At 61.6% G+C, this 21,303-nt stretch carries 19 protein-coding genes; 16 read left to right on the top strand and 3 right to left on the bottom strand.

What is annotated here, in order from left to right; all coding sequences use genetic code 11:
* The first annotated feature begins 25 nt into the window (after nucleotides 1–25).
* On the top strand, nucleotides 26–430 hold the full coding sequence (locus ASD83_RS13175) for a winged helix-turn-helix transcriptional regulator (RefSeq protein WP_056311553.1): 405 nt from the start codon (nucleotides 26–28) through the stop codon (nucleotides 428–430).
* 48 nt (nucleotides 431–478) lie between these two features.
* Here the strand turns inward: ASD83_RS13175 and ASD83_RS13170 are convergent, their stop codons facing one another.
* Together ASD83_RS13170 and ASD83_RS13165 are read right to left on the bottom strand one after the other, a co-directional pair.
* Nucleotides 479–1,642, bottom strand: a complete 1,164-nt coding sequence (locus ASD83_RS13170; protein ID WP_056311551.1) for a hypothetical protein — start codon at nucleotides 1,640–1,642, stop codon at nucleotides 479–481.
* Between the two features lie 12 nt (nucleotides 1,643–1,654).
* Entirely contained in the window at nucleotides 1,655–2,626 is a 972-nt protein-coding gene (locus ASD83_RS13165) for an aldo/keto reductase (RefSeq protein WP_056311549.1), read from the bottom strand.
* A gap of 193 nt (nucleotides 2,627–2,819) precedes the next feature.
* Here ASD83_RS13165 and ASD83_RS13160 point away from each other — a divergent pair, with 193 nt between their 5' ends.
* From ASD83_RS13160 to ASD83_RS13095, 14 genes are all read left to right on the top strand, one after another.
* The gene (locus ASD83_RS13160) at nucleotides 2,820–3,824 is read left to right on the top strand and encodes a GntR family transcriptional regulator (protein WP_056311547.1); all 1,005 of its coding nucleotides are present in this window, start codon (nucleotides 2,820–2,822) and stop codon (nucleotides 3,822–3,824) included.
* Between the two features lie 24 nt (nucleotides 3,825–3,848).
* A complete protein-coding gene (locus ASD83_RS13155) occupies nucleotides 3,849–5,387 on the top strand; it encodes an ABC transporter substrate-binding protein (RefSeq protein WP_056311545.1) in 1,539 nt (512 codons plus the stop codon).
* A 65-nt stretch (nucleotides 5,388–5,452) separates the two neighbouring features.
* Nucleotides 5,453–6,625, top strand: coding sequence for a M24 family metallopeptidase (locus ASD83_RS13150; protein WP_056312428.1), 1,173 nt, complete (start codon nucleotides 5,453–5,455; stop codon nucleotides 6,623–6,625).
* Nucleotides 6,626–6,655: 30 nt separating this feature from the next.
* Nucleotides 6,656–7,636 (top strand): ABC transporter permease, encoded by a 981-nt coding sequence (locus ASD83_RS13145; RefSeq protein WP_056311544.1) that lies wholly within the window; start codon nucleotides 6,656–6,658, stop codon nucleotides 7,634–7,636.
* Entirely contained in the window at nucleotides 7,636–8,496 is an 861-nt protein-coding gene (locus ASD83_RS13140; RefSeq protein WP_244489166.1) for an ABC transporter permease, read from the top strand. Before ASD83_RS13145 ends, ASD83_RS13140 begins: the two co-directional genes overlap by 1 nt.
* 16 nt (nucleotides 8,497–8,512) lie before the next feature.
* A complete protein-coding gene (locus ASD83_RS13135) occupies nucleotides 8,513–9,457 on the top strand; it encodes a succinylglutamate desuccinylase/aspartoacylase family protein (protein WP_056311542.1) in 945 nt (314 codons plus the stop codon).
* A gap of 54 nt (nucleotides 9,458–9,511) precedes the next feature.
* Entirely contained in the window at nucleotides 9,512–10,516 is a 1,005-nt protein-coding gene (locus ASD83_RS13130; RefSeq protein ID WP_056311539.1) for an ABC transporter ATP-binding protein, read from the top strand.
* Nucleotides 10,506–11,480 carry an ABC transporter ATP-binding protein gene (locus ASD83_RS13125; protein ID WP_056312424.1) on the top strand — a complete coding sequence of 325 codons (975 nt, stop codon included), beginning with the start codon at nucleotides 10,506–10,508 and terminating at the stop codon, nucleotides 11,478–11,480. Before ASD83_RS13130 ends, ASD83_RS13125 begins: the two co-directional genes overlap by 11 nt.
* 9 nt (nucleotides 11,481–11,489) lie before the next feature.
* Nucleotides 11,490–12,746, top strand: coding sequence for a metal-dependent hydrolase family protein (locus tag ASD83_RS13120; RefSeq protein WP_056311536.1), 1,257 nt, complete (start codon nucleotides 11,490–11,492; stop codon nucleotides 12,744–12,746).
* A 5-nt stretch (nucleotides 12,747–12,751) separates the two neighbouring features.
* On the top strand, nucleotides 12,752–13,150 hold the full coding sequence (locus tag ASD83_RS13115; RefSeq protein ID WP_056311534.1) for a CidA/LrgA family protein: 399 nt from the start codon (nucleotides 12,752–12,754) through the stop codon (nucleotides 13,148–13,150).
* Entirely contained in the window at nucleotides 13,147–13,860 is a 714-nt protein-coding gene (locus tag ASD83_RS13110) for an LrgB family protein (RefSeq protein ID WP_056311532.1), read from the top strand. The genes ASD83_RS13115 and ASD83_RS13110 overlap by 4 nt, the downstream gene beginning before the upstream one ends.
* A 976-nt stretch (nucleotides 13,861–14,836) precedes the next feature.
* Complete coding sequence (locus ASD83_RS13105) at nucleotides 14,837–16,018, top strand: phosphoserine transaminase (protein ID WP_056311530.1); 1,182 nt, start codon at nucleotides 14,837–14,839, stop codon at nucleotides 16,016–16,018.
* Nucleotides 16,019–16,176: 158 nt separating this feature from the next.
* On the top strand, nucleotides 16,177–17,760 hold the full coding sequence (serA, locus tag ASD83_RS13100) for a phosphoglycerate dehydrogenase (RefSeq protein ID WP_056311528.1): 1,584 nt from the start codon (nucleotides 16,177–16,179) through the stop codon (nucleotides 17,758–17,760).
* A 129-nt stretch (nucleotides 17,761–17,889) separates the two neighbouring features.
* Nucleotides 17,890–18,819 (top strand): aldo/keto reductase, encoded by a 930-nt coding sequence (locus ASD83_RS13095; RefSeq protein WP_056311526.1) that lies wholly within the window; start codon nucleotides 17,890–17,892, stop codon nucleotides 18,817–18,819.
* 46 nt (nucleotides 18,820–18,865) lie between these two features.
* On the opposite strand, the gene ASD83_RS13090 is transcribed toward ASD83_RS13095, so the two are convergent.
* A complete protein-coding gene (locus ASD83_RS13090; RefSeq protein WP_056311524.1) occupies nucleotides 18,866–19,819 on the bottom strand; it encodes a DMT family transporter in 954 nt (317 codons plus the stop codon).
* Between the two features lie 179 nt (nucleotides 19,820–19,998).
* Between ASD83_RS13090 and ASD83_RS13085 the strand changes: the two genes are divergently transcribed.
* A complete protein-coding gene (locus ASD83_RS13085) occupies nucleotides 19,999–21,288 on the top strand; it encodes an adenylosuccinate synthase (RefSeq protein ID WP_056311522.1) in 1,290 nt (429 codons plus the stop codon).
* Nucleotides 21,289–21,303: the final 15 nt, after the last annotated feature.

Here is a 21,303-nt window from a genome sequence, read left to right as displayed (position 1 = left end):
CACCAATGATCGGAAAGGAAACCTGATGGCATCAGCCAAGCCTTCAACATCAGGCATAAATCCCGACCGTGCCGATCACTGCCGGGTCGTCGGCGCAGTCCTCGATCGGATCGGGGACAAATGGACGATCATGGCGGTCTCGGTGCTGACCGATGGACCGGCCCGCTTCACAACGATCATGCGCGAGATCGGCGGCGTAACGCACCGCATGCTGACCTTGACCTTGCGCGGTCTGGAGCGCGACGGCCTCGTTACGCGCACGGCCTATGCTACCGTGCCGCCAAGGGTGGAATATGAACTCACGGAGTTGGGCCGGACCTTGACCACGACCCTGATCCCGTTGGCGCATTGGAGCGAAGCCAACTGGCAGACAATCCGCGCCGCCCAGGACCAGCATGATGCCCGGTCGGAGCCGGCGTTGGCAGATTAGGCAGCTCGTTCTTCGCTGAGATTAGGCTTGGACAGAGCACCGGGTCGATCATCGCCAATAGCGGACGAGTGTCGTTGGCGTGTGCATGTTACTGTAAAGATAATTCCAAAATTCCGTCCGTCGTTCTGTGGGTACGTTTTTCCACACCTCATGCACGGCCATGTCGCCCCCATAATAGGCGTAGACGAACGGCGCCCTGAGGTTGTGGCTGAGAAAAGCGAGCCGCGAGCGGGCCGTTACCGGGTCCTGCAGGGCCTTGTCGGCCATGATCGGCACGATTTCATCGAGGCTCATGCCTTGGGCATGCATCATCCAGGCGGCATTGCAGCGCATGGCGCTGCGCAGGCGCTGCAGGGCGACGCCGAGTTCGTCCTCCGGGCCATCGACCCAATCGAGGAAGAACATGCCATTGTCCGCAATGCCTTCAAAGAGTGCACTGCTCGCCGAACTCGTCACCACCTGCGCTCCATCGAGCGGCATCTTTCCTTCGGCGACGTGGCGCTCGCGCAGGTTCATGTGCACGAGATGGCCGGGAAACACTTCATGCGTTGCGAGGTGCTTTAGCGAGAAGCGCGTGTAGGGAAAGTCGAGGTTCAGCAGCACTTTCCGCGTGGGGTAGTCGCAATAGGCCGAGAACGGCACGGCCGTGACGCCTTCGGGCTCCATCCATTCATCTGAAAAGGGATACATGGTCGCCGTCACGCGCTCACGGCCTTCAAGGATCAGCGCCTTCAGCTCAGCGAGCACCGCCTCTTTGGGCACGCGCGCCTGAGCTTCCCAGCGATTGAAGTCCTCGGTGAGGCCGCCGCCGGAATAGCCCAGCTCATCGAGCTTTTCGCGGATCGTCTTGCGATAGCCTTCCAATTCGTCGTCTGGCACAAGCTGCGTCGAGACCCGGATCTGCCGCGCCACACGGTCGGCAAAGCTGATCGGCTTTTCCTCAAAAGTCGTCACCAGCGCTAAAAGCGAGTCGATCATTTCATCGACATAGTCACGGCGCAACGGCGTCTCCGCCTCGCCGGCATTGCGCATCGCCAGGGCTTCGAGCCGTTCCCGCGCCTCGGCATAGTCGCGCAGCTTGATGGGTTCGACCTCGGCCATGGCGACCGGGATCAGTCCTTCCTTGTCGAGAAAACCGTCGCTGCGTGGCGTGCTGCGATAGAGCGCGTCGATGCCTGCGGTCAGGCCCGCCAGTTCATTGCCAATCAGCATGACCCAAAACTCCTATTGGTGACCGGCAACCGGCTTGGGGTGGTAGGGGGCTTCCATCAGCGCGACGTCTTCGTCGCTGAGTTTCACCTCGAGCGCCGCGACGGCATCGTCGAACTGATGGAGTTTCGAAATGCCGACGATGGGGGCCGTAATCCCCGGACGGGTCGCGACCCAGGCGTAGGCGATCTGGGCCGGCGGGCGGCCATGGCGCTCGGCCACGGTGCGCACGGCTGAAACCACAGCATCGTCCTGTTCGCGTGAACGGTCATAGAGCGCCGAAGCGGTCTTGTCGGTCTGCGAACGCGTGGTGTCGGCGTCCGTGCGGGCCGCAAGACGTCCACGGGCAAGAGGGCTCCAGGGAATAACGCCAATACCTTCCGAGCGGCAGAGCGGCAGCATTTCGCGCTCTTCTTCGCGGTAGATCAGGTTGTAGTGCGGCTGCATGGAAACGAAGGGCGCCCAGCCATTGGCGCGCTGCATGCCGAGGGCTTTCATGAACTGCCAGGCGTGCATGGAGGAGGCGCCGAGATAGCGCACCTTGCCGGCCCGCACCACGTCATTGAGCGCGTCCAGCGTCTCTTCCAGCGGGGTGCCATAGTCGAAGCGGTGCAGCTGATACAGGTCGATATAGTCGGTCCCCAACCGCTTCAGGCTGCCGTCCACGGCTTCAAAGATGTGCTTGCGCGACAAGCCCCGATCGTTGGGATCGCCGCTCATCGGATTGTAGAGTTTTGTCGCCAGCACAAGGTTCTGCCGCTTCTGCGCGGATAGCACCTTGCCCACCGCCTCTTCGCTCGCACCGGCCGAATACATATCCGCCAGATCGAAGAAGTTGATCCCGAGGTCCACGGCCTTGTCGATGATCGGGCGCGAGGCCGCTTCATCCAGCACCCATGGGGCCCAGGTGGGCGAGCCGAAGGTCATGCAGCCAAGCGCCAACTGTGACACTTTCAGGCCCGTCCGGCCCAGGTTGATATATTCCATTAGTACACCTCCAGACGCAGAAAAAGACGCGCAAACGACGATGGCCCGGCCCCAAAGCCGGTAAAACTCGCCTGATTTCATGCATTTGTGCACATTCGTCAGGCGAAATCAAACGGTGTGCAAAAAAATTGCATGCCCTATTGCAGTGTCGGGAACTCGTGGTTACGGTCAGTGTATCAACGTGGTAGAACACATGTTCACAATAGACGCGTCCAGCATCGACAAGTCGCTTCCCGTCCCGGTCGGGACACAATTGCATGGGCTATTGAGCTACATGCTGGCCTTCAGCGACATGCCCTATGGCACCAAGCTGCAATCGGTCCGGCAGCTGGCGAGCGAACTCGGCATCGCGCCGATGACCGTCAGCCAGGTCTATCAGCAGCTCCGCGACGAGGGGCTGATCGAAATGCGCGCGGGCCTCGGTGCCTTTACGGCGCGCGATCCGCTGGCTCTTGCCGCCTCCGGGCAGCCGATCAATGCGCTGCGCGGTGATATCGAAGCCATTCTCGCCAAGGCAGAAGCGCTCGGCGTCTCATCCATGGCGCTGGTGTCGATGATCAATGCCGGCGCGCAGATGCGCCGCCCGGCGACCGGGCTCAACATCGTCTTTGTCTGCATCTTCGAAGGTCCGGGCCGCGACTATGTCGAGGAAATCCGGCCCGCGCTTGCCAGCAACGACCAGATCGATCTGGTCACGCTCGACAGCATTCGCAATGACGGGCCGCAGCGAAGGGCCTGTCAGGCTGCCGATCTCGTCCTGACTTTTGGCCACAGGGAAGCGGAAGTGCGGGCGCTGGTCGAAGGCGGCGAAGTACTCGGCTTGCGCTTCATTCCCTCCCAGCGCACGCGGCAGAATCTGGCCGGGCTCGACTCCCGCGCCCGTGTCGCCGCCATCACCCACTTCAAGGAATATATCGCGATCATGCGCCCCAGCGTGCGCGAGTTCGCCCCGCATATTTCCGACATCCGCGTCACCTGGTCGTCGGCCGATGATCTCAGCGAGATCATCGAGAACTCGGATGCGGTGGTTTACGCCTCGGGCGCCGATCACGTGGCCCAGCTCGTGCGGCCGGGCGTCCAGTGTTTCGAATATCGCCACGCGCCCGATACCGGCGCTCTCGACACCATTCTGGCCCCGCGGCTTGCCGATCTCAGGCGCGCCAAAGGCGGTCAGCTAGCGGGCCGACTATCCGCTTAATTAGTCACAGCAAGGGAACAGGGAATGAAGAAATTTTTGTTGACGACCAGCGCCTTGATCGCGCTGAGCCTCATGCCGGTGCAGACCGGTTTCGCACAGGACAGCAACGCGCTCATCGTGGGGATGGACGTGGATGCCGGTACGCTCGATCCGCGCCTGATGCGCGATACGACTGCCTCGCGCACCGCTGACCTCATCTATTCCGGCCTCGTCCATATCACTCCGAGCCTCGAGCCGGTGCCGGACCTGGCCGAAAGCTGGGAAACGCCCGATCCGCAGACCTTCATTTTCAAGCTCCGCCCGGACCTGAAGTTCTCCGATGGTAGCCCGCTGACCGCCGATGACGTCGTCTACACCTATACGACGCTGGTCAATCCCGATTTCAACGCGCCGAGCCGCGCCCTCTACGCGCCGATCTCCGCCGTCGAAGCGGTCGATCCGCAAACCGTGAAGTTCACGCTCTCCGCACCCTACGCGCCGCTCCTCACCTATCTCGATATCGGCATCGTGCCCAAGGCTCTGGTCGAAGGCGGCACGGACATCGCGCTCAACCCGGTTGGCGCCGGCCCGATGAAGCTTGTGTCATGGAACCGCGGCAGCGAGATCGTCCTCGCAGCCAACGAAAACTACTGGCGCGGCACCCCGACGATCGAGAACGTCACGCTGAAAATCATCGGCGACAACTCGGCCCGTTCGCAGGCCTTTGAGGCCGGCGACCTCGACGTCATCCAGTCCCCGCTCGCCCCGCAGGATATCGAGCGCCTCAAGGCCGATGACCGTTTCGGCAATGTCATCACCGCCGGGCTCGGGGTGAACTATCTCAATTTCAACGTTAGAGATCCGCTGCTGTCCGATCCCAAGATGCGCCAGGCCTTTGCCAAGCTCGTTGATCAGGCAACCATCGTGAACGACATCTATCAGGGCGTCGATCAGGAAGCGCATTCGATCATCCTGCCCTCGTCCTGGGCCTATTCGGACAAGATCTCCCAGCCGACTTTCGACATTGAAGCGGCCGTGGCCCAGTTCAATGAACTGGGCTGGACCGACAGCAATGGCGACGGCGTGCTCGACAAGGACGGGAAAGACCTCGAAGTGGTTCTCTCGACCCACAGCGAAGACACCAACCGCGTGCAGAGCGTTGAATTCCTGCAGGCCCTATTCGAAGCCGCCGGCGTCAAGGCCACTGCCCAGATCAGCGATTGGCCGTCGTTCTCGACCAATTATGTGCAGCAGGGCAAGCACCAGATCGCTCTCCTCGGTTGGCTCAACATCGTCGATCCCGATCGTCTGATGTTCGCCCAGTTCACCACCGGTGGCCCGACCAATTGGGGTGGTTATTCCAACCCTGAAGTCGACGCGCTCCTCCAGGAAGGCCGTTCGACCCTCGATCAGGCTGGCCGCATCACCGCCTATCAGAAGGCCGCGACCATCCTTGCCGAAGAGCTGCCCTACTACGTCATCTCCGCGCAGGGCTATCAGCTGTTCTACGCCAAGGATCTGCCGGTCGATGTGCAGGCGACGCCGCGCGGCAATCTCCGCGGCCTGATCGGCTTCACCGACTGATTGTGACCAACCGGCCGGCGCTTCGGTGCCGGCCGGCCTTGCGGCCCCTTTCCAAGGACATCGCCATGGCCTTCTCCCAGCGGCTCAGCGCCGACTATTACGCATCCGTTCATCGCGACATCCGTGCGCGCATGGCCGAAGACGGCGTCGACGTGCTGCTGCTCGATTCCAATGACGACGTCATCTACACGACCGGCTTTTCCCACTACACCACCGAGCGCCCCGTCGTTTTTGCGCTGACGCAAACCGATGCCTTTCTGTTGATCCCCGAACTTGAGCGGCACCACGCGCTCGACCAGAAGACCGCAGCCGAACTCGTCGTCTATTTCGAATTTCCCGGCCGCGACCGGCCCTTTGCCGTGCTCGCCCGAACCCTCGGCGACATCAAAGGCACCGTGGCGCATTCGCATGGCATAGCCTTCGCGCGCGTCGGCCAGATCGAAGCCGCCTTCCCCAATGCCAGGGTGCGTGCATCCGGCATCGTCGGGAAAATGCGCCTCACCAAGCGCCCCGAAGAACTGGTGCTGCAGCGTGAAGCTGCGCGCATTTCCGATTCCATGGTTGCCGCCGGCGTTGCCGTCATCGACGAGGCGCTGCGCACCGGCAAGACCATGCCGACCGAAATCGAAATTGAAGCCCACATCATCCGCCATGCGCTCGATACCATGTATCGTGAGCACGAGGACGTCATGCTCGTGCAGGGCATTGCCGGTGGGCTTGTCTATTCCGGTCTGCGTTCCGCTGTCCCTCACGGAATGCCGACCGGCCACCGCCCGCAGCGCGGAGAAAGCATGATTCTTTCTCTCGGCTGCCGGGTGGGTGGGCGCGCCGCCGAAAGCGAGCGCACCTTCATTCTGGGCGAGCCCAGCAAGGAGCAGGAGCGTTTTTACAACCTTGCTCAGGAGGCTCAGGCCATTGGGACCGCAGGGCTGATCGCTGGCGCAACCTGTTCGTCGGCCGATGATCGCGCGCTCGGCTTCATCCGCGACCGGGGCGTCAGCGAATTCTGCCTCCACCGCGTCGGCCACGGCATGGGCGTGATGTTCCACGAACCGCCATGGGTGGAAGGGGGCGATGACACCGTGCTCCTGCCCAATATGGTCTGTTCCTCCGAACCCGCACTTTACGTGCCCGGCCTCGGCGGCTTCCGCCTTGCCGATACGGTTCTCGTCACCGGACAGGGGCCCGATAGCCTCACCAAGTTCCCCCGCAAGCTCGATGAGGTGATCCTTGGCTGAGCGTAATCCAGACAGGCAAGGGCAAAGCCAATGGTAGCCTATGTCATCCGCCGGCTCCTGCTGCTCATCCCCATGGCCATCGGCATGGTGGTGGTCACCTTTGGCCTCTTGCTCATCATTCCGGGCGATCCGGCCGCGGTTCTGCTCGGCCAGGATGCGACGCCTGAAGCTATCGAAACCCTGCGCAATACGCTGGGTCTGAATGACCCCTGGTACATCCGCCTCTGGGACTATTTTGCTGCCCTCCTGCAAGGCGATATGGGCCGCTCGATCTTCCAGAACCAGCCGGTCTCCGAGATCATCCTCGGTCGTCTCGGCGCGACCATCGAGCTCGCCGTCGTTGCCCTGATCCTTGCTACCCTGATCGGCCTGACGCTGGGCGTTCTCGCTGCCATCCGCCAGGGCTCTTGGGTCGATACGGTGACGATGCTCTTCGCCCAGCTCGGCGTCTCGATGCCGGTCTATTGGCTCGGTCTTTTGCTGATGCTGCTCTTTGCCGTGCAGCTTGGCTGGCTCCCCGCCATCGGTCGCGGCGTGCCGCTGCCCGAAGCCTTCCTCGCTGCCATCACAGGTCGCCCGCAGGTGCTCTGGGATTCCATCGGCCACATCGCCCTGCCAGCTCTAGCGCTGGCGGCTAACTCGGCCGCCATCATCTCGCGCCTCGTGCGTGCCTCCATGCTCGAAGTGCTGCGCGAGGATTTCGTCCGCACCGCCTATGCCAAGGGGCTGCGCAAAGGCCGGGTCGTTATCCGCCACGCCCTCCGCAATGCACTCCTCCCCGTGCTCAGTGTCATCGGCCTCCGCTTCGGTGCGCTTCTCGGCGGCGCGGTACTCACCGAGTCCATCTTCGCCTGGCCGGGCCTCGGACAGCTCACCATCGCCGCGATCTCGCAGCGTGACCTACCGCTGATCCAGGGCATCGTGCTCACCTTCGCCATCGTCTTCGCGCTCGTGAACCTGGTGGTGGATCTTCTCTACGCAGCGGTCGACCCGCGTATTCGATTGGGTTGATGACCATGCGTTTGCCAAAAGCCTTCACCAACGTTTCGCTCGTCGTCGGCGCGCTGATCTCGCTGACCATCATTCTCCTCGCCATTTTCGCGCCCTATGTCGCGACCCATGGCATCGAGCAGATGGACATGCGCAACCGCTTCGACGGTCCGACGATGGAGCACATCCTCGGCACCGACAATTTCGGTCGCGACCTCTGGTCCCGCCTCGTCTTCGGCGCCCGCATCTCGCTGACCATCGCCGTGATCGCGGTGACGGTCTCGGCCGTGATCGGCACGGTGGTCGGGCTTGTCGCGGGCTACTTTGGTGGCTGGGTCGATCAGGTCCTGATGCGGATCACCGATATCTTCCTCGGCTTCCCGGCCATCGTCCTGGCCCTCGCTATCGTCGCGGTGCTCGGCCCGGGCATCATGAATGTCGCGCTGGCCATCATCGTCGTCGCCTGGACCGAATATGCCCGCGTCGTGCGCTCGACGACCCTGGTGCTGCGTGAACAGAACTATGTGCAGGCAGCCAAGGCCATCGGCGCCAGCCCCGCCCGCATCATCTTCCGGGAAATCCTGCCCAATGCTTTGGGCCCGATCATCGTCCTCGCCTCCCTCGGCCTCGGCACGGCGATCATCTCGGAATCGGCCCTGAGCTTCCTCGGCTTTGGCCTGCCGCCACCGGCCCCGACCTGGGGATGGACCCTCGCCTATGGCACCCGCTTCATGCGCGACGCGCCGTGGCTCTCCATCGTCTCGGGCGCGACCATCATGGTGACGGTGCTCGGCTTCAATCTACTCGGCGATGGTCTGCGCGATGTGCTCGACCCCCGCCAGCTCTCTCGCGGCGGCGGCAAGTCCGCCAAGGCAAAGTAACTAAAGGAATATTCGAATGGTCAAATCCATCAACCAGCTTCGGCCCAAGTTTACGACGCATGCCGATGGCAGCGATGCGGTGCTGTTCATCCATGAGCTGGTCGGCGAAGAGGATGGTCCCACCATCGGCATTTCCGCCTCCATCCACGGCAACGAGAACACCGGCTCTCAGGCCATTCTCGATCTCTACCGCGCCCTCAAGGATCAGCCCCTCAAGGGCCGCATCCTCTTGCTGCCGGTCGCCAATCCCTATGCCTTCGCCGTCAACGAGCGCTTTGCTACCATCGACAAGGTCGACCTTAACCGCCAGTTCCCGGGCAATCCCAAGGGCACCTATTCCCAGCAGCTCGCCCATGCGCTGACCGAAAAATTCCTCAATGTCATCGACGTGCATATCGACCTGCATTCGGGCACCGACCGCCCGACCGTCGACTATGTCTACATCTGGAATGACGAGCGCCTGTCGCGCGCCTTTGGTTCCAAGCTCCTCTACCGTCCGGTCGAGAACAAGCAGGGCACCGTCTTCGGCGGCACCACCAAGTCGGTGACCATCGACACCCGCAATATCCCTGTTGCCGTGATCGAGCTCGGCGGCGGCATCGTCGACCAGACCCCTTACGTGAAGCAGACGGTCGATGGCGTGCTCAATATGCTGAAAACCATCGGCACCATTCCGGGCGATCCGTGGACCAATCCCAAGCAGATCGTCGTCAATGAACTGGCCGGCATTCGCCCAACCCAGGGCGGCTGGCTCGAACCGCTGGCTCCGGCAAACGGCGAAGTCATCAAGGCCGGCCAGCTCCTCGGGCGCGTCGTCAGCCCCTACACGTTCGAAGTGCTTGAAGAGATCCCGACCCCGTTCGAGAACGGCGTGATGATCATGCAGCACCTCACCCGCAATCTCGTCCACAGCGGCGACTACGGTTTCATGGTCGGTAACCTCGAAGGCGCCACCGACTGAGACGCAGAAACATGCCGGGCGCGTCCCACCAGCCCGGCATTGGAGACGACGGCAATGAGCGAAATGAACACAGCAACCCATGTCCCGGTTCTGCAAGTCTCCGATCTCGATATCGAGATCAGGGGCGTCAATGGCGCTTTTGCCGTCGTCTCCGACATGAGCTTCTCCGTCAGTGCAGGGGAGACCCTCTGCATTGTCGGAGAAAGCGGGTGCGGCAAATCCATGACCGCGCTCTCTCTGCTCCGGCTCCTGCCGGAAGCGGCCAGCATTGCCGGCGGCAAGGTTCTGATCGATGGCCAGGATTTCCTCGCCATGGATCAGCGGCAGGTTGAAGATTTCCGTGGCGAGAAGATTGCTATGATCTTCCAGGAGCCGCTCACCGCGCTCAATCCCGTGCTACGTATCGGTGAACAGATCGCCGAATCCGTCCGCCAGCACCGCAAGTGCAACCGCCGCGAAGCCGATGCCCGAGCCGTCGATGTGTTGCGCCTCGTACAGATGCCCGATCCCGAACGCCGCGCCACCCAGTTTCCGCACGAACTCTCGGGCGGCATGCGCCAGCGCGCCATGATCGCTCTTGCACTTGCCTGCGATCCGAAAATCATCATCGCCGACGAGCCGACCACAGCGCTCGACGTGACCATTCAGGCGCAAATCCTGGGCCTGATTTCCGACCTGCAAAAGCGCCTCGGCACCGCGCAAATCCTCATCACCCACGATCTCGGCGTCGTCTCGGAAGTCGCCGACCGGGTCATCGTCATGTATGCGGGCCGCAAGGTCGAAGAAGCGAGCATTTTCGACCTCTTTGATCGCCCCTTCCACCCCTATACGATCGGCCTCATGGGCGCCGTCCCCGGTGCCGGCGCGTCGAGCGAAGCCGGCGATCGCCTGGCCGATATTCCAGGCACCGTTCCCCCGCTCTGGAACCTGCCCAAGGGCTGCGCCTTCGCCCCGCGCTGCGCCAACGCCTCGGCGCGCTGCCTCAAAGAGCGCCCGCCATTCGAAGAAAAACGCCCCGGACACTGGGCCGCCTGCTGGGAGCACGATGATGCAGCCTGATCGCACCCCCTTGCTTTCGGTCGAAAACCTCGAAGTCCATTTCCCCATTCGCGCCGGCGTGCTCCAGCGTCAGGTTGGCGCCGTAAAAGCCGTCGATGGCGTCAGCTTTTCGCTCAATCGCGGCGAAACCCTCAGCCTTGTCGGCGAAAGCGGCTGCGGCAAGTCGACCACCGGCCTTGCGCTCATGGGCCTCGTCAAGCCGACCGGCGGCCGCGTGCAGTTCGACGGCCAGGAAATCCGCGGCTTCAATCGCGCGGCGCTTAAAAGCTATCGCCGGCGCATGCAGATCGTCTTCCAGGACCCCTTCTCCTCCCTCAACCCGCGCCAGCGGGTAAAAGACATCATCCGCGCCCCGCTCGATATCCATAAGGTCGGCACCCCGGCCGAGCGGGAAACACGCGTCGCCGAATTGATGGAACGCGTCGGCCTGCGACCCGATCAGGCCGACAATTTTGCCCACCAGTTTTCCGGTGGCCAGCGCCAGCGCATCGGCATTGCCCGCGCCCTGGCCCTCAATCCCGACGTCATCGTCTGCGACGAACCGGTTTCGGCGCTCGACGTGTCGGTGCAGGCGCAGATCCTCAATCTCCTCAGCGACCTGCAGCGCGATCTCGGCGTCTCCTATCTCTCAATTTCGCACGACCTCGGCGTCGTCGAATTCATCTCCCATCGCGTCGCCGTCATGTATCTGGGCAAGATCGTCGAGATCGCCCCCAAGACCCGCATCTTTGCCGAGCCGGGCCATCCCTATACCGAACTCTTGATGCGCTCGGCGCCCTCGCGCGATCCGCGCAAGCGCCACAGTTTTAGCGCCACCAATGACGACATCCCGAGCGCGACGAAGAAGCCGAGCGGCTGCCCGTTCCACACGCGCTGCCCGCTCGTCACCGCCGTCTGCAAGACCACCGAACCGGCCCTGACTGCCCGCGACGATGGGCGCCTTGTCGCCTGTCACAACCGTTGAGTTGCTCTCATGACCACGTCTTTTCTTTTCACCGGCGGTAATGTCCTCGACGCGGAAGCCGGCATCCTGCGGCAGGGTCTTGAGGTCCTCGTCACCGACCAGCGCATCGCCGCCATCGGCACCGACCTTGCGCGGCCGGACGGCGTGGAAGTGATCAATCTTGCGGGCAGGACCATCATGCCCGGCCTCATCGATTGCCACGTCCATGTCGTTGCCGAAACGCTCGACCTCTGGGCCAATATGATCGCCCCGGCTTCGCTTGCCGCCCTGCGCTCGGCGCGGGTGATGGAAGAAGCGCTGCGGCGTGGTTTCACGACCCTGCGCGATCTGGGTGGTGCTGATTACGGTCTCGTCCGCGCTGTCAATGAAGGCCTTCTCATCGGTCCCCGTCTCGTCATCTGCGGCAAGGGCCTGACTACCACCGGCGGCCACGCCGACCTGCGCCAGCGCACCGATGACCGTCCCGGTCTATTCTCCGACCGCTTGGGCTCCATGGGCCTCATCGTCGATGGCGTCGACAATGTCCGCGCCGCCTGCCGCACCATGATCAAGGAAGGCGCCAACTTCATCAAGGTCATGGCCAATGGCGGCGTGTCCTCGCCCAATGATCCGATCCACTCGATCCAGTATTCGCGCGACGAAATTAGCGCCATGGTGGAAGAGGCGGAGAATGCTGGCCTCTATGTCGCCGCGCATGTCTATACCGATAAGTCCATTGCTCGCTGCGTAGAACTCGGCGTCCACTCGCTCGAACACTGCAACCTGATTGAGCCCGACACCGCTAAAAAGGCAGCCGAAAAGGGCTGCATCGCCGTCCCCACCCTTGTCGCCTATGATGCGCTGGCGCTCGAAGGCGAAGCCCTCGGCCTCGGCGCCGCCGAATCCGCGAAAATCGAGGTGGTCCGCAGTGGCGGCCTGCGCTCGCTCGAAATCATGCGCGATGCCGGTCTGCCCATGGCCTTCGGCTCCGACCTTCTCGGGCAGCTGCGCAAGTATCACGGCATGGAGTTTGAACTCCTCGCCAAGGTGCTGACGCCGCAGGAAATCATCCGTTCCGCGACCGTGATTGGCGCTAAGCTTTGCCGCCTTGAGGGGCAGGTGGGTGTCGTCGCTGAGGGTGCATTTGCCGACTTGCTGGTGGTCGATGGAGATCCGCTGTCCGATATCTCGCTGCTGCAAGACGATGGCGCCCATATGCCCGTCATCATGGCCAATGGTAGAATCGTGAAGAATGCGCTCAACCAGGGCGCACTCCAACACGGGTAGTTCAAATGACTGACGTGGTCGCCAAGCCGCTGCGTCCAGCCGATTGGGTGGCGGGCTTTGCCCTGTTGATCCTCTGTCAGCTGGCCGGCGAGACGCTAGTGCAAATCCTGCGGTTGCTCGTGCCGGCCTTTGCCTTTCCGGGGCCGGTTATCGGCATGTTGCTACTGGTGGGGTTGCTGGCGCTTATGGGCGATCGGGCAAGGCCCGTGATCGCATCGGCGGATGGCTTGCTGGGTATCCTGTCGCTGCTCTTCGTGCCCTCGGCAGTCGGCATCATGCAGAATGGCGAATTGATCCGGGCCTGGGGCGGGCCGCTATTGCTGGCGGTTGTCGCGTCGACGGCGCTGACGCTGGTGGTCACCGTGGGCGCTTTCATCCTCACCGAGCGGTGGATGTCGCGATGAGCGGTTTCAGCGAAATCTGGGTCTATCTTGCCACCTCGCCGCTGACCTGGCTCGGCGCCACCCTGGTTGCCTTCGTGCTGGCGCTGCGCATCGGCGCTTTGCTAGGCAATTCGCCGCTGGCCAATAGCGTGCTGCTCAGCGCGGCCATGCTCATTCCCGTGCTGCTGCTGACCGGCACGTCCTATCCCACCTATTTCGAGGGCGCGCAGTTCGTGCACTTTCTGCTGGGGCCGGCAACGGTGTCGCTGGCTGTCCCGCTCTATCGCAACCTGGCGGCGGTCAAGCGCTCCATAGTGCCGATTGCCGTGGCGCTCGTCGCCGGTTCCGTGACCGCCATGGGCAGCGCGCTGGCGATTGCCGCGATTTTTGGGGCACCGCCGGAAGTTCTGGCATCTATTGCGCCGAAATCGGTCAGCGCGCCGATTGCCATGGAACTGGCAAAGAGCCTGGGTGGAATTCCCTCGCTCGCTGCAGTGCTCGTCATTCTGACGGGGGTGACGGGTGCAATCATCGTGACCCCGCTGATGAATGCGCTGGGGACGAAGAATTATGCGGCCCGCGGCTTTGCCGTCGGAGTGGCTTCGCATGGCATCGGCACGGCGCGGGCCTTGCAGGTCAACGACATGGCGGGGGCCTTTGCCGGTATTGCAATGGCGCTCAATGGCGCATTCACCGCCATCCTGCTCACCGGATTTTTGCTACTCCGCTAGCGCCTCTCAGCGTCCTGTCGCCTGGGCTTAGCGCCACTGCCTGAAGCTGATCGTCCGCTATAGACCGACGGCGGACGCAAAGCTGCCGGTCTGCAGCCCACCCCATTCCTGAAATGGGCGACAGGCGTCGGCTCGTAGCACTCGGTCCCGAACCCCGCCTTCTGAGGATTCTTTCAGGGCCCTCGATACTCCGAAAAGTTAGCAAAGCTGAGCCCTTCACGGTGTTTGGACCCTGTGCTTTTGGGCTTGTTGGATAAAAGGATTCTTGCGCCTTCAACCCTTCCTGGTGATGGGGCACCGTTGGCAGCCGTAGTTTACACCAGTGCGAGCGACGCAGAAATTTTTAAGACGAAAGTTCTCGGGATCAGCAGCAGGCGAGCTTCGCCTCGATGTCGCTCGGAGTTCAGGTGTCCCTATGCTTGTTAACCTACTGATTTTACGGGAGGGTCGCCGTCAGTCCGGGATTGCGGTAAAGTACAGTCCAGAATTGTGGTTCACGGCCCCTTGAAATTGTTGCGCTTTTTGGGCGGTCAGTCCGAGATTGTGGTGAAGCGCACACGGTGCCCGTCTAAGTAGCTTGTGATTTATCCCGACGGCGAGGTGCGCCTTTCAACGCGTGCCAGCAGCCAAGTTGGGCCGAAAGCCTTGGCCACCTATCTTTTTCGCAACAGCAAGCGAGCGGTACCGAGACGAAGGCTAGGATCAGCTCAAGCGCCGCATTTGTTGCGGTAGGCAAACCGGAACAGAGCGTTTGCATTCAATGCCTTAGATGCATTCCGTTATCACATTTTCGGTTAACCGACTGAAAGGACTGGCAGTTTGCACTTCGCAATTGTCCCGTCGCCAATCTTACGTGTCTACCTACAAAGCATCTCAATCTCATTCCCCATTGACGGCCAATCGGGCGGGGAGTATTTCGGGTCTCAGGACACCTCGCCCTAACGCGAGGCGCATAGGCCTGGGAGGGCCGCTTGAGATGGCTGATACGCCCCTGACCGCACCGGCGGTAAAACCGGCTAACCCAAATTTTTCGTCGGGTCCTTGTGCCAAGCGTCCAGGCTGGACGGTTGAAGCGCTTGCTGGCGCGCTGACCGGTCGCTCGCACCGCGCCAAGCCCGCCAAGGCGCGCATTCAGCAGGCGATCGACCTGACTCGCGAACTGCTTGAAGTTCCTGCCGATTATCGCATCGGCATTGTGCCCGCTTCCGATACCGGCGCGGTGGAGATGTTCCTCTGGAGCGCGCTGGGCGCTCGGGGCGTCGATATGCTCGCCTGGGAATCGTTCGGCGCCGGTTGGGTCACTGATGTGCAGAAGCAATTGAAGCTTCCCGATGTGCGCGTGCTCGAAGCGCCCTATGGCGAATTGCCCGATCTCAAGCAGGTCGATTTCAACCGCGACGTGGTGTTCACCTGGAACGGCACGACCTCGGGTGTGCGCGTGCCGGACGCGGACTGGATCCCGGCGAACCGCGAAGGTCTGACCATTTGCGATGCGACCTCGGCCGCCTTCGCGCAAAAGCTCGATTTCGCCAAGCTCGATGTCGTCACCTTCTCCTGGCAGAAGGCGCTGGGTGGCGAGGCCGCGCACGGTATTCTGATCCTATCGCCGCGGGCCGTTGAGCGTCTCGAAACGTTCAAGCCCGCCCGCCCGCTGCCCAAAATTTTCCGCATGACCAAGGGCGGCAAGCTGATCGAAGGCATTTTTAAGGCCGAAACGATCAACACCGTCTCGATGATCTGCATCGAAGACGCGATCGACGCCATGCAGTGGGGTTTGCAGGTTGGCGGCCTCAAGGCAATGCAGGCCCGCGCCGATGCCAATTTCAAGGTGCTAGCCGATTGGGTGGAAAAGACCGATTGGGTCGATTTCCTCGCTAGGAATGCCGATCAGCGCTCCAATACTTCTGTCTGCCTGTCGATCACCGATCCGGACGTTGTGGCGCTCGATGATGAGGGGCAGGCGGCGTTTGCCAAGGCCATCGTTGCCCGCCTCGACAAGCTCGGCGTCGGCTATGATTTCGGCTCCTACAAGGACGCTCCGGCGGGTCTACGTATCTGGGCCGGCTCGACGATTGAAGCGTCCGATCTTGCGGCTCTGACGCCGTGGCTCGACTGGGCTTTTGCCCAGGAAAAGGCCGCGCTCAAGGTTGCTGCTTAAGTTCTAGTACCCCCACCCAACCTCCCCCTCGAGGGGGAGGGGCTGATCGAGTTTGGCGCGGAAACAGTGGCCAAACTCGGAGCTATTCCTCCCCCTGTCAGGGGGAGGGCCAGGTGGGGGTCTTATCCCACACATCACATTCCAGGGACCACCCTCAAATGCCAAAAGTTCTCGTTTCGGATAAGCTGAGCCCAACCGCCGTCCAGATTTTTAAGGACAACGGCGTCGAGGTGGACTACCTGCCCGATCTCGGCAAGGACAAGGAAAAATTCCTTGAAGCCATCGGCCAGTATGATGGCCTCGCTATCCGTTCGGCCAGCAAGGTGACCGAAAAGATCATCGCCGCCGCGACCAATCTGAAAGTCATCGGCCGCGCTGGCATCGGCGTCGATAATGTCGATATTCCGGCCGCGACCAAGAAGGGCATCATCGTGATGAATACGCCCTTCGGCAATTCGATCACGACCGCCGAACACGCCATCGCCATGATGTTCGCGCTGGCCCGCCAGCTGCCCGAAGCCGACGCATCGACCCGCGCCAGCAAGTGGGAAAAGAACCGCTTCATGGGCGTCGAAGTCACCAATAAGACCCTCGGCCTGATCGGCGCGGGCAATATCGGTTCGATCGTTGCCGACCGCGCCATTGGCCTGCGTATGAAGGTCATTGCCTTCGACCCGTTCCTGACCCCGGAACGCGCCCAGACCATGGGCGTCGAAAAGGTCGAGCTCGACGATCTCCTCGCCCGGGCCGATTTCATCACGCTGCACACCCCGCTGATCGACGCGACCCGCAATATTCTCAATGCCGAAAACCTGAGCAAGACCAAGAAGGGTGTGCGCATCGTCAATTGCGCCCGTGGCGGTCTGATCGATGAAGAAGCCCTCTATAATGCGTTGAAGTCGGGCCATGTCGCTGGCGCTGCGCTCGATGTGTTCCTCGTTGAACCCGCCGAGAACAATCCGCTGTTCGAATTGCCCAACGTCATCTGCACCCCCCATCTCGGCGCCTCGACCACCGAAGCCCAGGAGAACGTCGCCCTGCAGGTTGCCGAGCAGATTTCGGCCTATCTGATGACCGGCGAAATCACCAATGCGCTCAATTTCCCGTCGATTTCGGCCGAAGAAGCGCCAATCATCACCCCCTGGGTGAAACTGTCGGAAGCGCTGGGCTCCTTTGCCGGCCAGCTCACCGAAACCGGCATCAAGGGTATTCACATCGAGTTCGAAGGCACCCCTGCCGGGCTCAACATCAAGCCGATGATCGCGGCCGCCATCAATGGCGTCCTAAAACCCTCGCTCGGCGACATCAACATGGTTTCGGCGCCGCAGATCGCCAAGGATCGCGGCATTACCGTTGAAACCACGACCCGCGACCAGCAGGGCGCCTATGAAGGCTATATCCGCCTGACCATTACCACCGAGCGCCAGACCCGCGCGGTGGCCGGCACGATCTTTGCCAATGGCAAGTCGCGCATCATCCAGGTCAAGGACATCAACATGGAAGCCGAGCTCTCGCCGTCCATGCTCTATGTCACCAATGAGGACAAGCCGGGCCATATCGGCCGTCTCGGCACGCTGCTTGGCACGCTGGGTATCAATATTGCCAATTTCAACCTTGGTCGTGCCGATGTCGGCGGCGATGCTATCGCGCTTGTATCCATCGATGGCACGCTGACGGAAGAGCAATTGGCCAAGATTGCCGCGCTCGAAGGCGTGAAGCAGGCAAAGGCCGTTCGCTTCTAAAAGCGACAAATTATTGACAATTGCCCCGCCGGTTCGCCGGCGGGGCTTTCTTTTTGGGGCCAGTCCGCGCTAGTCTTCTCGCGTTCCCTTGCGCCGCCGTGCGCCAATCCCAAAAAATCCGAGGTTTCGATGAAGACCTTCAAGGTGCCCCACACCGATCTTTCCGTGTCGAGCGTTGTGCTCGGCCTCATGCGCATCGCCAAGATGAGCAATGCCGAAATCCAGGCCCTATTCGGCGCCGCTGTCGATGCCGGCGTCACCGTGTTCGACCATGCCGATATTTATGGTGGCAAGCGGCATCGTTGCGAGGAGCGGTTCGGCGAGGCGATTACACTGTCGGCTGTCGAGCGCGAAAAAATCCTGATTCAGAGCAAGGTCGGCATCCGCAAAGGCTACTTTGACTTTTCGTCCGAGCACATTTTGCAGACCGTCGATGAATCGCTGGCGGCGCTGCGCACCGATTATCTCGACGTATTGCTGCTGCACCGCCCCGATACACTCGTTGAGCCAGAAGATGTCGCTTCGGCTTTTGACAAGCTCGCCGCCTCCGGCAAAGTCCGCCATTTCGGCGTGTCCAACCACACCCCGGGCCAGATCGAGGTGCTGAAAACCGCGGTGAAGCAACCGCTGCTGTTCAATCAGGTGCAGCTCAGCGTGACCCATGCCAATCTTTTCGCGCAGGGCGTCGCCGCCAATATGAATGGCCTCGACCAATCGATCAGCCGCGACAATGGCCTGCTCGATTATTCGCGCCTGAAAGGCATGATGCTACAGGCCTGGTCGCCCTTCCAGAAGGGCTTTTTCGACGGCGTCTTTGTCGGCGATCGCGAAGAATATGCAGAGCTTAACGATGCGATGGACGAACTGGCGGCAAAGTATGGGGTGACCCCGACCGGAATTGCAGTCGCCTGGATCACCCGCCACCCAGCTAATGTGCAGGTCGTCCTCGGCACCACAAAACCATCGCGTGTCGAGGAATGCGCCGCTGGTTCATCCGTCCCGCTGACGCGTGAAGAGTGGTATCGCCTGTTCCGTACGGCCGGGCACACGCTGCCATAACGTTTCTACAGCGTTCCGCCGCCACCAGTAGCCCTCACCATGAGGGCTACTGCGGTTGGGTCCCCCGCCGCGCCGCCCACTCCGCCAGCACAATACCGGCGATGATGATCCCTGCGGCGATGAAATGATACCCTTCCAATCTTTCCCCCAGGATTAGCACCGAGCCCAATGTCCCAAAAACCGGAATGAGATTATGGCTCGGCGCTGCCCGATTGGCGCCGACCAATTCCACGCCGCGGGCATAGGCGACCTGGCTGAACATGGAGGGGAAAATCGCGACATAGGCGATCACCAGCCAGACGGTGGGTGAGGCGTGGGCGAGGATGGTAACCGTACCCAGTCCGCCGCCGAACAGCGCCAGCATGATCACTGCTGACACCGCCGCGCCGAAAAACGACACGGCCATGAAGCTGAACATGTGCACTTTTGGCCGGAAGCGCAGCGCCAGCGTGTAGCCGGTATAGGCCAGGCAGGCGAGGATGACAAAGCCGTCGCCGAGATTGACGTCCATGCGCAGGAGCCGCAGCGGATCGCCATGCGTCGCGGTCAGGATGACGCCTGAAATTGCCAGCAGCACGCCAAAAATCTGCAACAGATTGGAGCGCACACGGAAAAACAGGAAATTTGCACCGAGAATCAGCATCGGTAGCGAGGCCTGTTCGATCGCCGAATTGACGGCGGTCGTCATGGTCAGGCCGATATAGAGAAAGACGTTGAACAGCGCATAGCCCACGATGCCGAAGGCCATCAGCACCGGCCATGTGCGTTTGACCTCCGCCCAATCGTTCCGCAAGTGCCTGTATGAAAAGGGCAAAATGAACAGCGTCGCCAGAACGCAGCGGCAGGCGAGCAGGAGGAAGGGGCTGATTTCGCCCACCACCAGTTTTGCCGCAACGACATTGCCGCCCCAGAAAAGCGGCGCCAGAACGAGCAAAAGATAGGGCTGATCGAGAATGCCGGCGGAAATGCCGCGCTTTTCAGTGGTCTGCGGCTTTGTCATCGGCGCTTGGGTGATGTAAGGACAATCGGACTTATCAGTTATTCGGCTGCAATCAAACCCGACAAGGGGTGCGGCCGGAAGGACGGATGTCCGCAACTTGGGTAAGGGTACAGGCTTTTGGGCCGGCCCGATTTTGTCGTGCCGGGCTTCGGCGCGCCTCAGCTAAGGAAGACTGGACTATGGCGAATGTGGTTGTCGTCGGCTCGCAATGGGGCGACGAGGGCAAGGGCAAGATCGTGGATTGGCTTTCGGAGCGCGCCGACGTCGTCGTGCGCTTCCATGGCGGTCACAATGCCGGCCATACACTGGTCATCGATGGGGTAAGCTACAAGCTGGCGCTGCTTCCCTCGGGCCTCGTGCAAGGCAAACTCTCGGTCATCGGCAATGGCGTGGTCGTTGACCCCCACCATTTCGTCCAGGAAATGGCCAAGCTCCGCGGCCAGGGCGTCAAGATCACCCCCGAAATCCTGCGTATCGCCGACAATGCGCCGCTGATCCTGTCGCTGCACCGCGAATTGGACGGCATCCGCGAAGACGCCAATTCCGGTCTCAAGATCGGCACGACGCGCCGCGGCATCGGTCCGGCCTATGAAGATAAGGTTGGCCGCCGCGCCATCCGCCTCATCGACCTTTCCGAACCCGATACGCTCATGCCCAAGATCGAGCGTCTCCTCAGCCACCACAATGCGCTGCGCCGCGGTATCGGTCTTGCAGAGATCGAAGCGCAGACGATTTTTGACGAACTGACGTCCATCGCGGGGGAAATCCTGCCGTTCATGGACCGCGTCTGGCAGGTGCTTGACGACAAGCGCAAGGCTGGCGCGCGTATCCTTTTCGAAGGCGCGCAGGGCGCTCTCCTCGACAATGACCACGGCACTTATCCCTTCGTCACCTCGTCCAATACCGTTGCCGGCCAGGCCGCGGCTGGTTCGGGCCTCGGGCCCACGGCGATCGGCTATGTGCTGGGGATCACCAAGGCCTATACGACCCGCGTCGGCGAAGGTCCGTTCCCCTGCGAACTCGATGATGAAGTCGGCAGGCATCTGGCAACGGTCGGCAAGGAAGTCGGCGTCAATACCGGCCGCCCGCGCCGCTGCGGCTGGTTCGATGCGGTTCTCGTGCGCCAGACGGTCAAAACCTCGGGCATTACCGGCATCGCCTTGACCAAGCTCGACGTCCTTGATGGCCTCAAGGAGATCAAGGTCTGCGTCGGCTATGAGCTTGATGGATCACGGATTGATTATTTGCCTGCCTCAATGGGGGCGCAAGCCCGCGTTAAGCCGATCTATGAGACACTCGAAGGCTGGTCGGAAACGACGGCCGGAGCGCGCTCCTGGGCCGAGTTGCCGGCACAGGCCGTGAAGTATGTTCGCTATATCGAAGAGCTGATCGGGGCGCCGGTCGCGCTTTTGTCCACTAGTCCGGAACGCGCGGATACCATCTTGGTGGTTGACCCGTTCCAAGATTGATAATCTTTGCTAAAA

This window comes from Devosia sp. Root685 (genome assembly GCF_001427875.1).
GTDB lineage: Bacteria > Pseudomonadota > Alphaproteobacteria > Rhizobiales > Devosiaceae > Devosia.
This window is presented reverse-complemented; position numbering and strand designations above follow the sequence as displayed.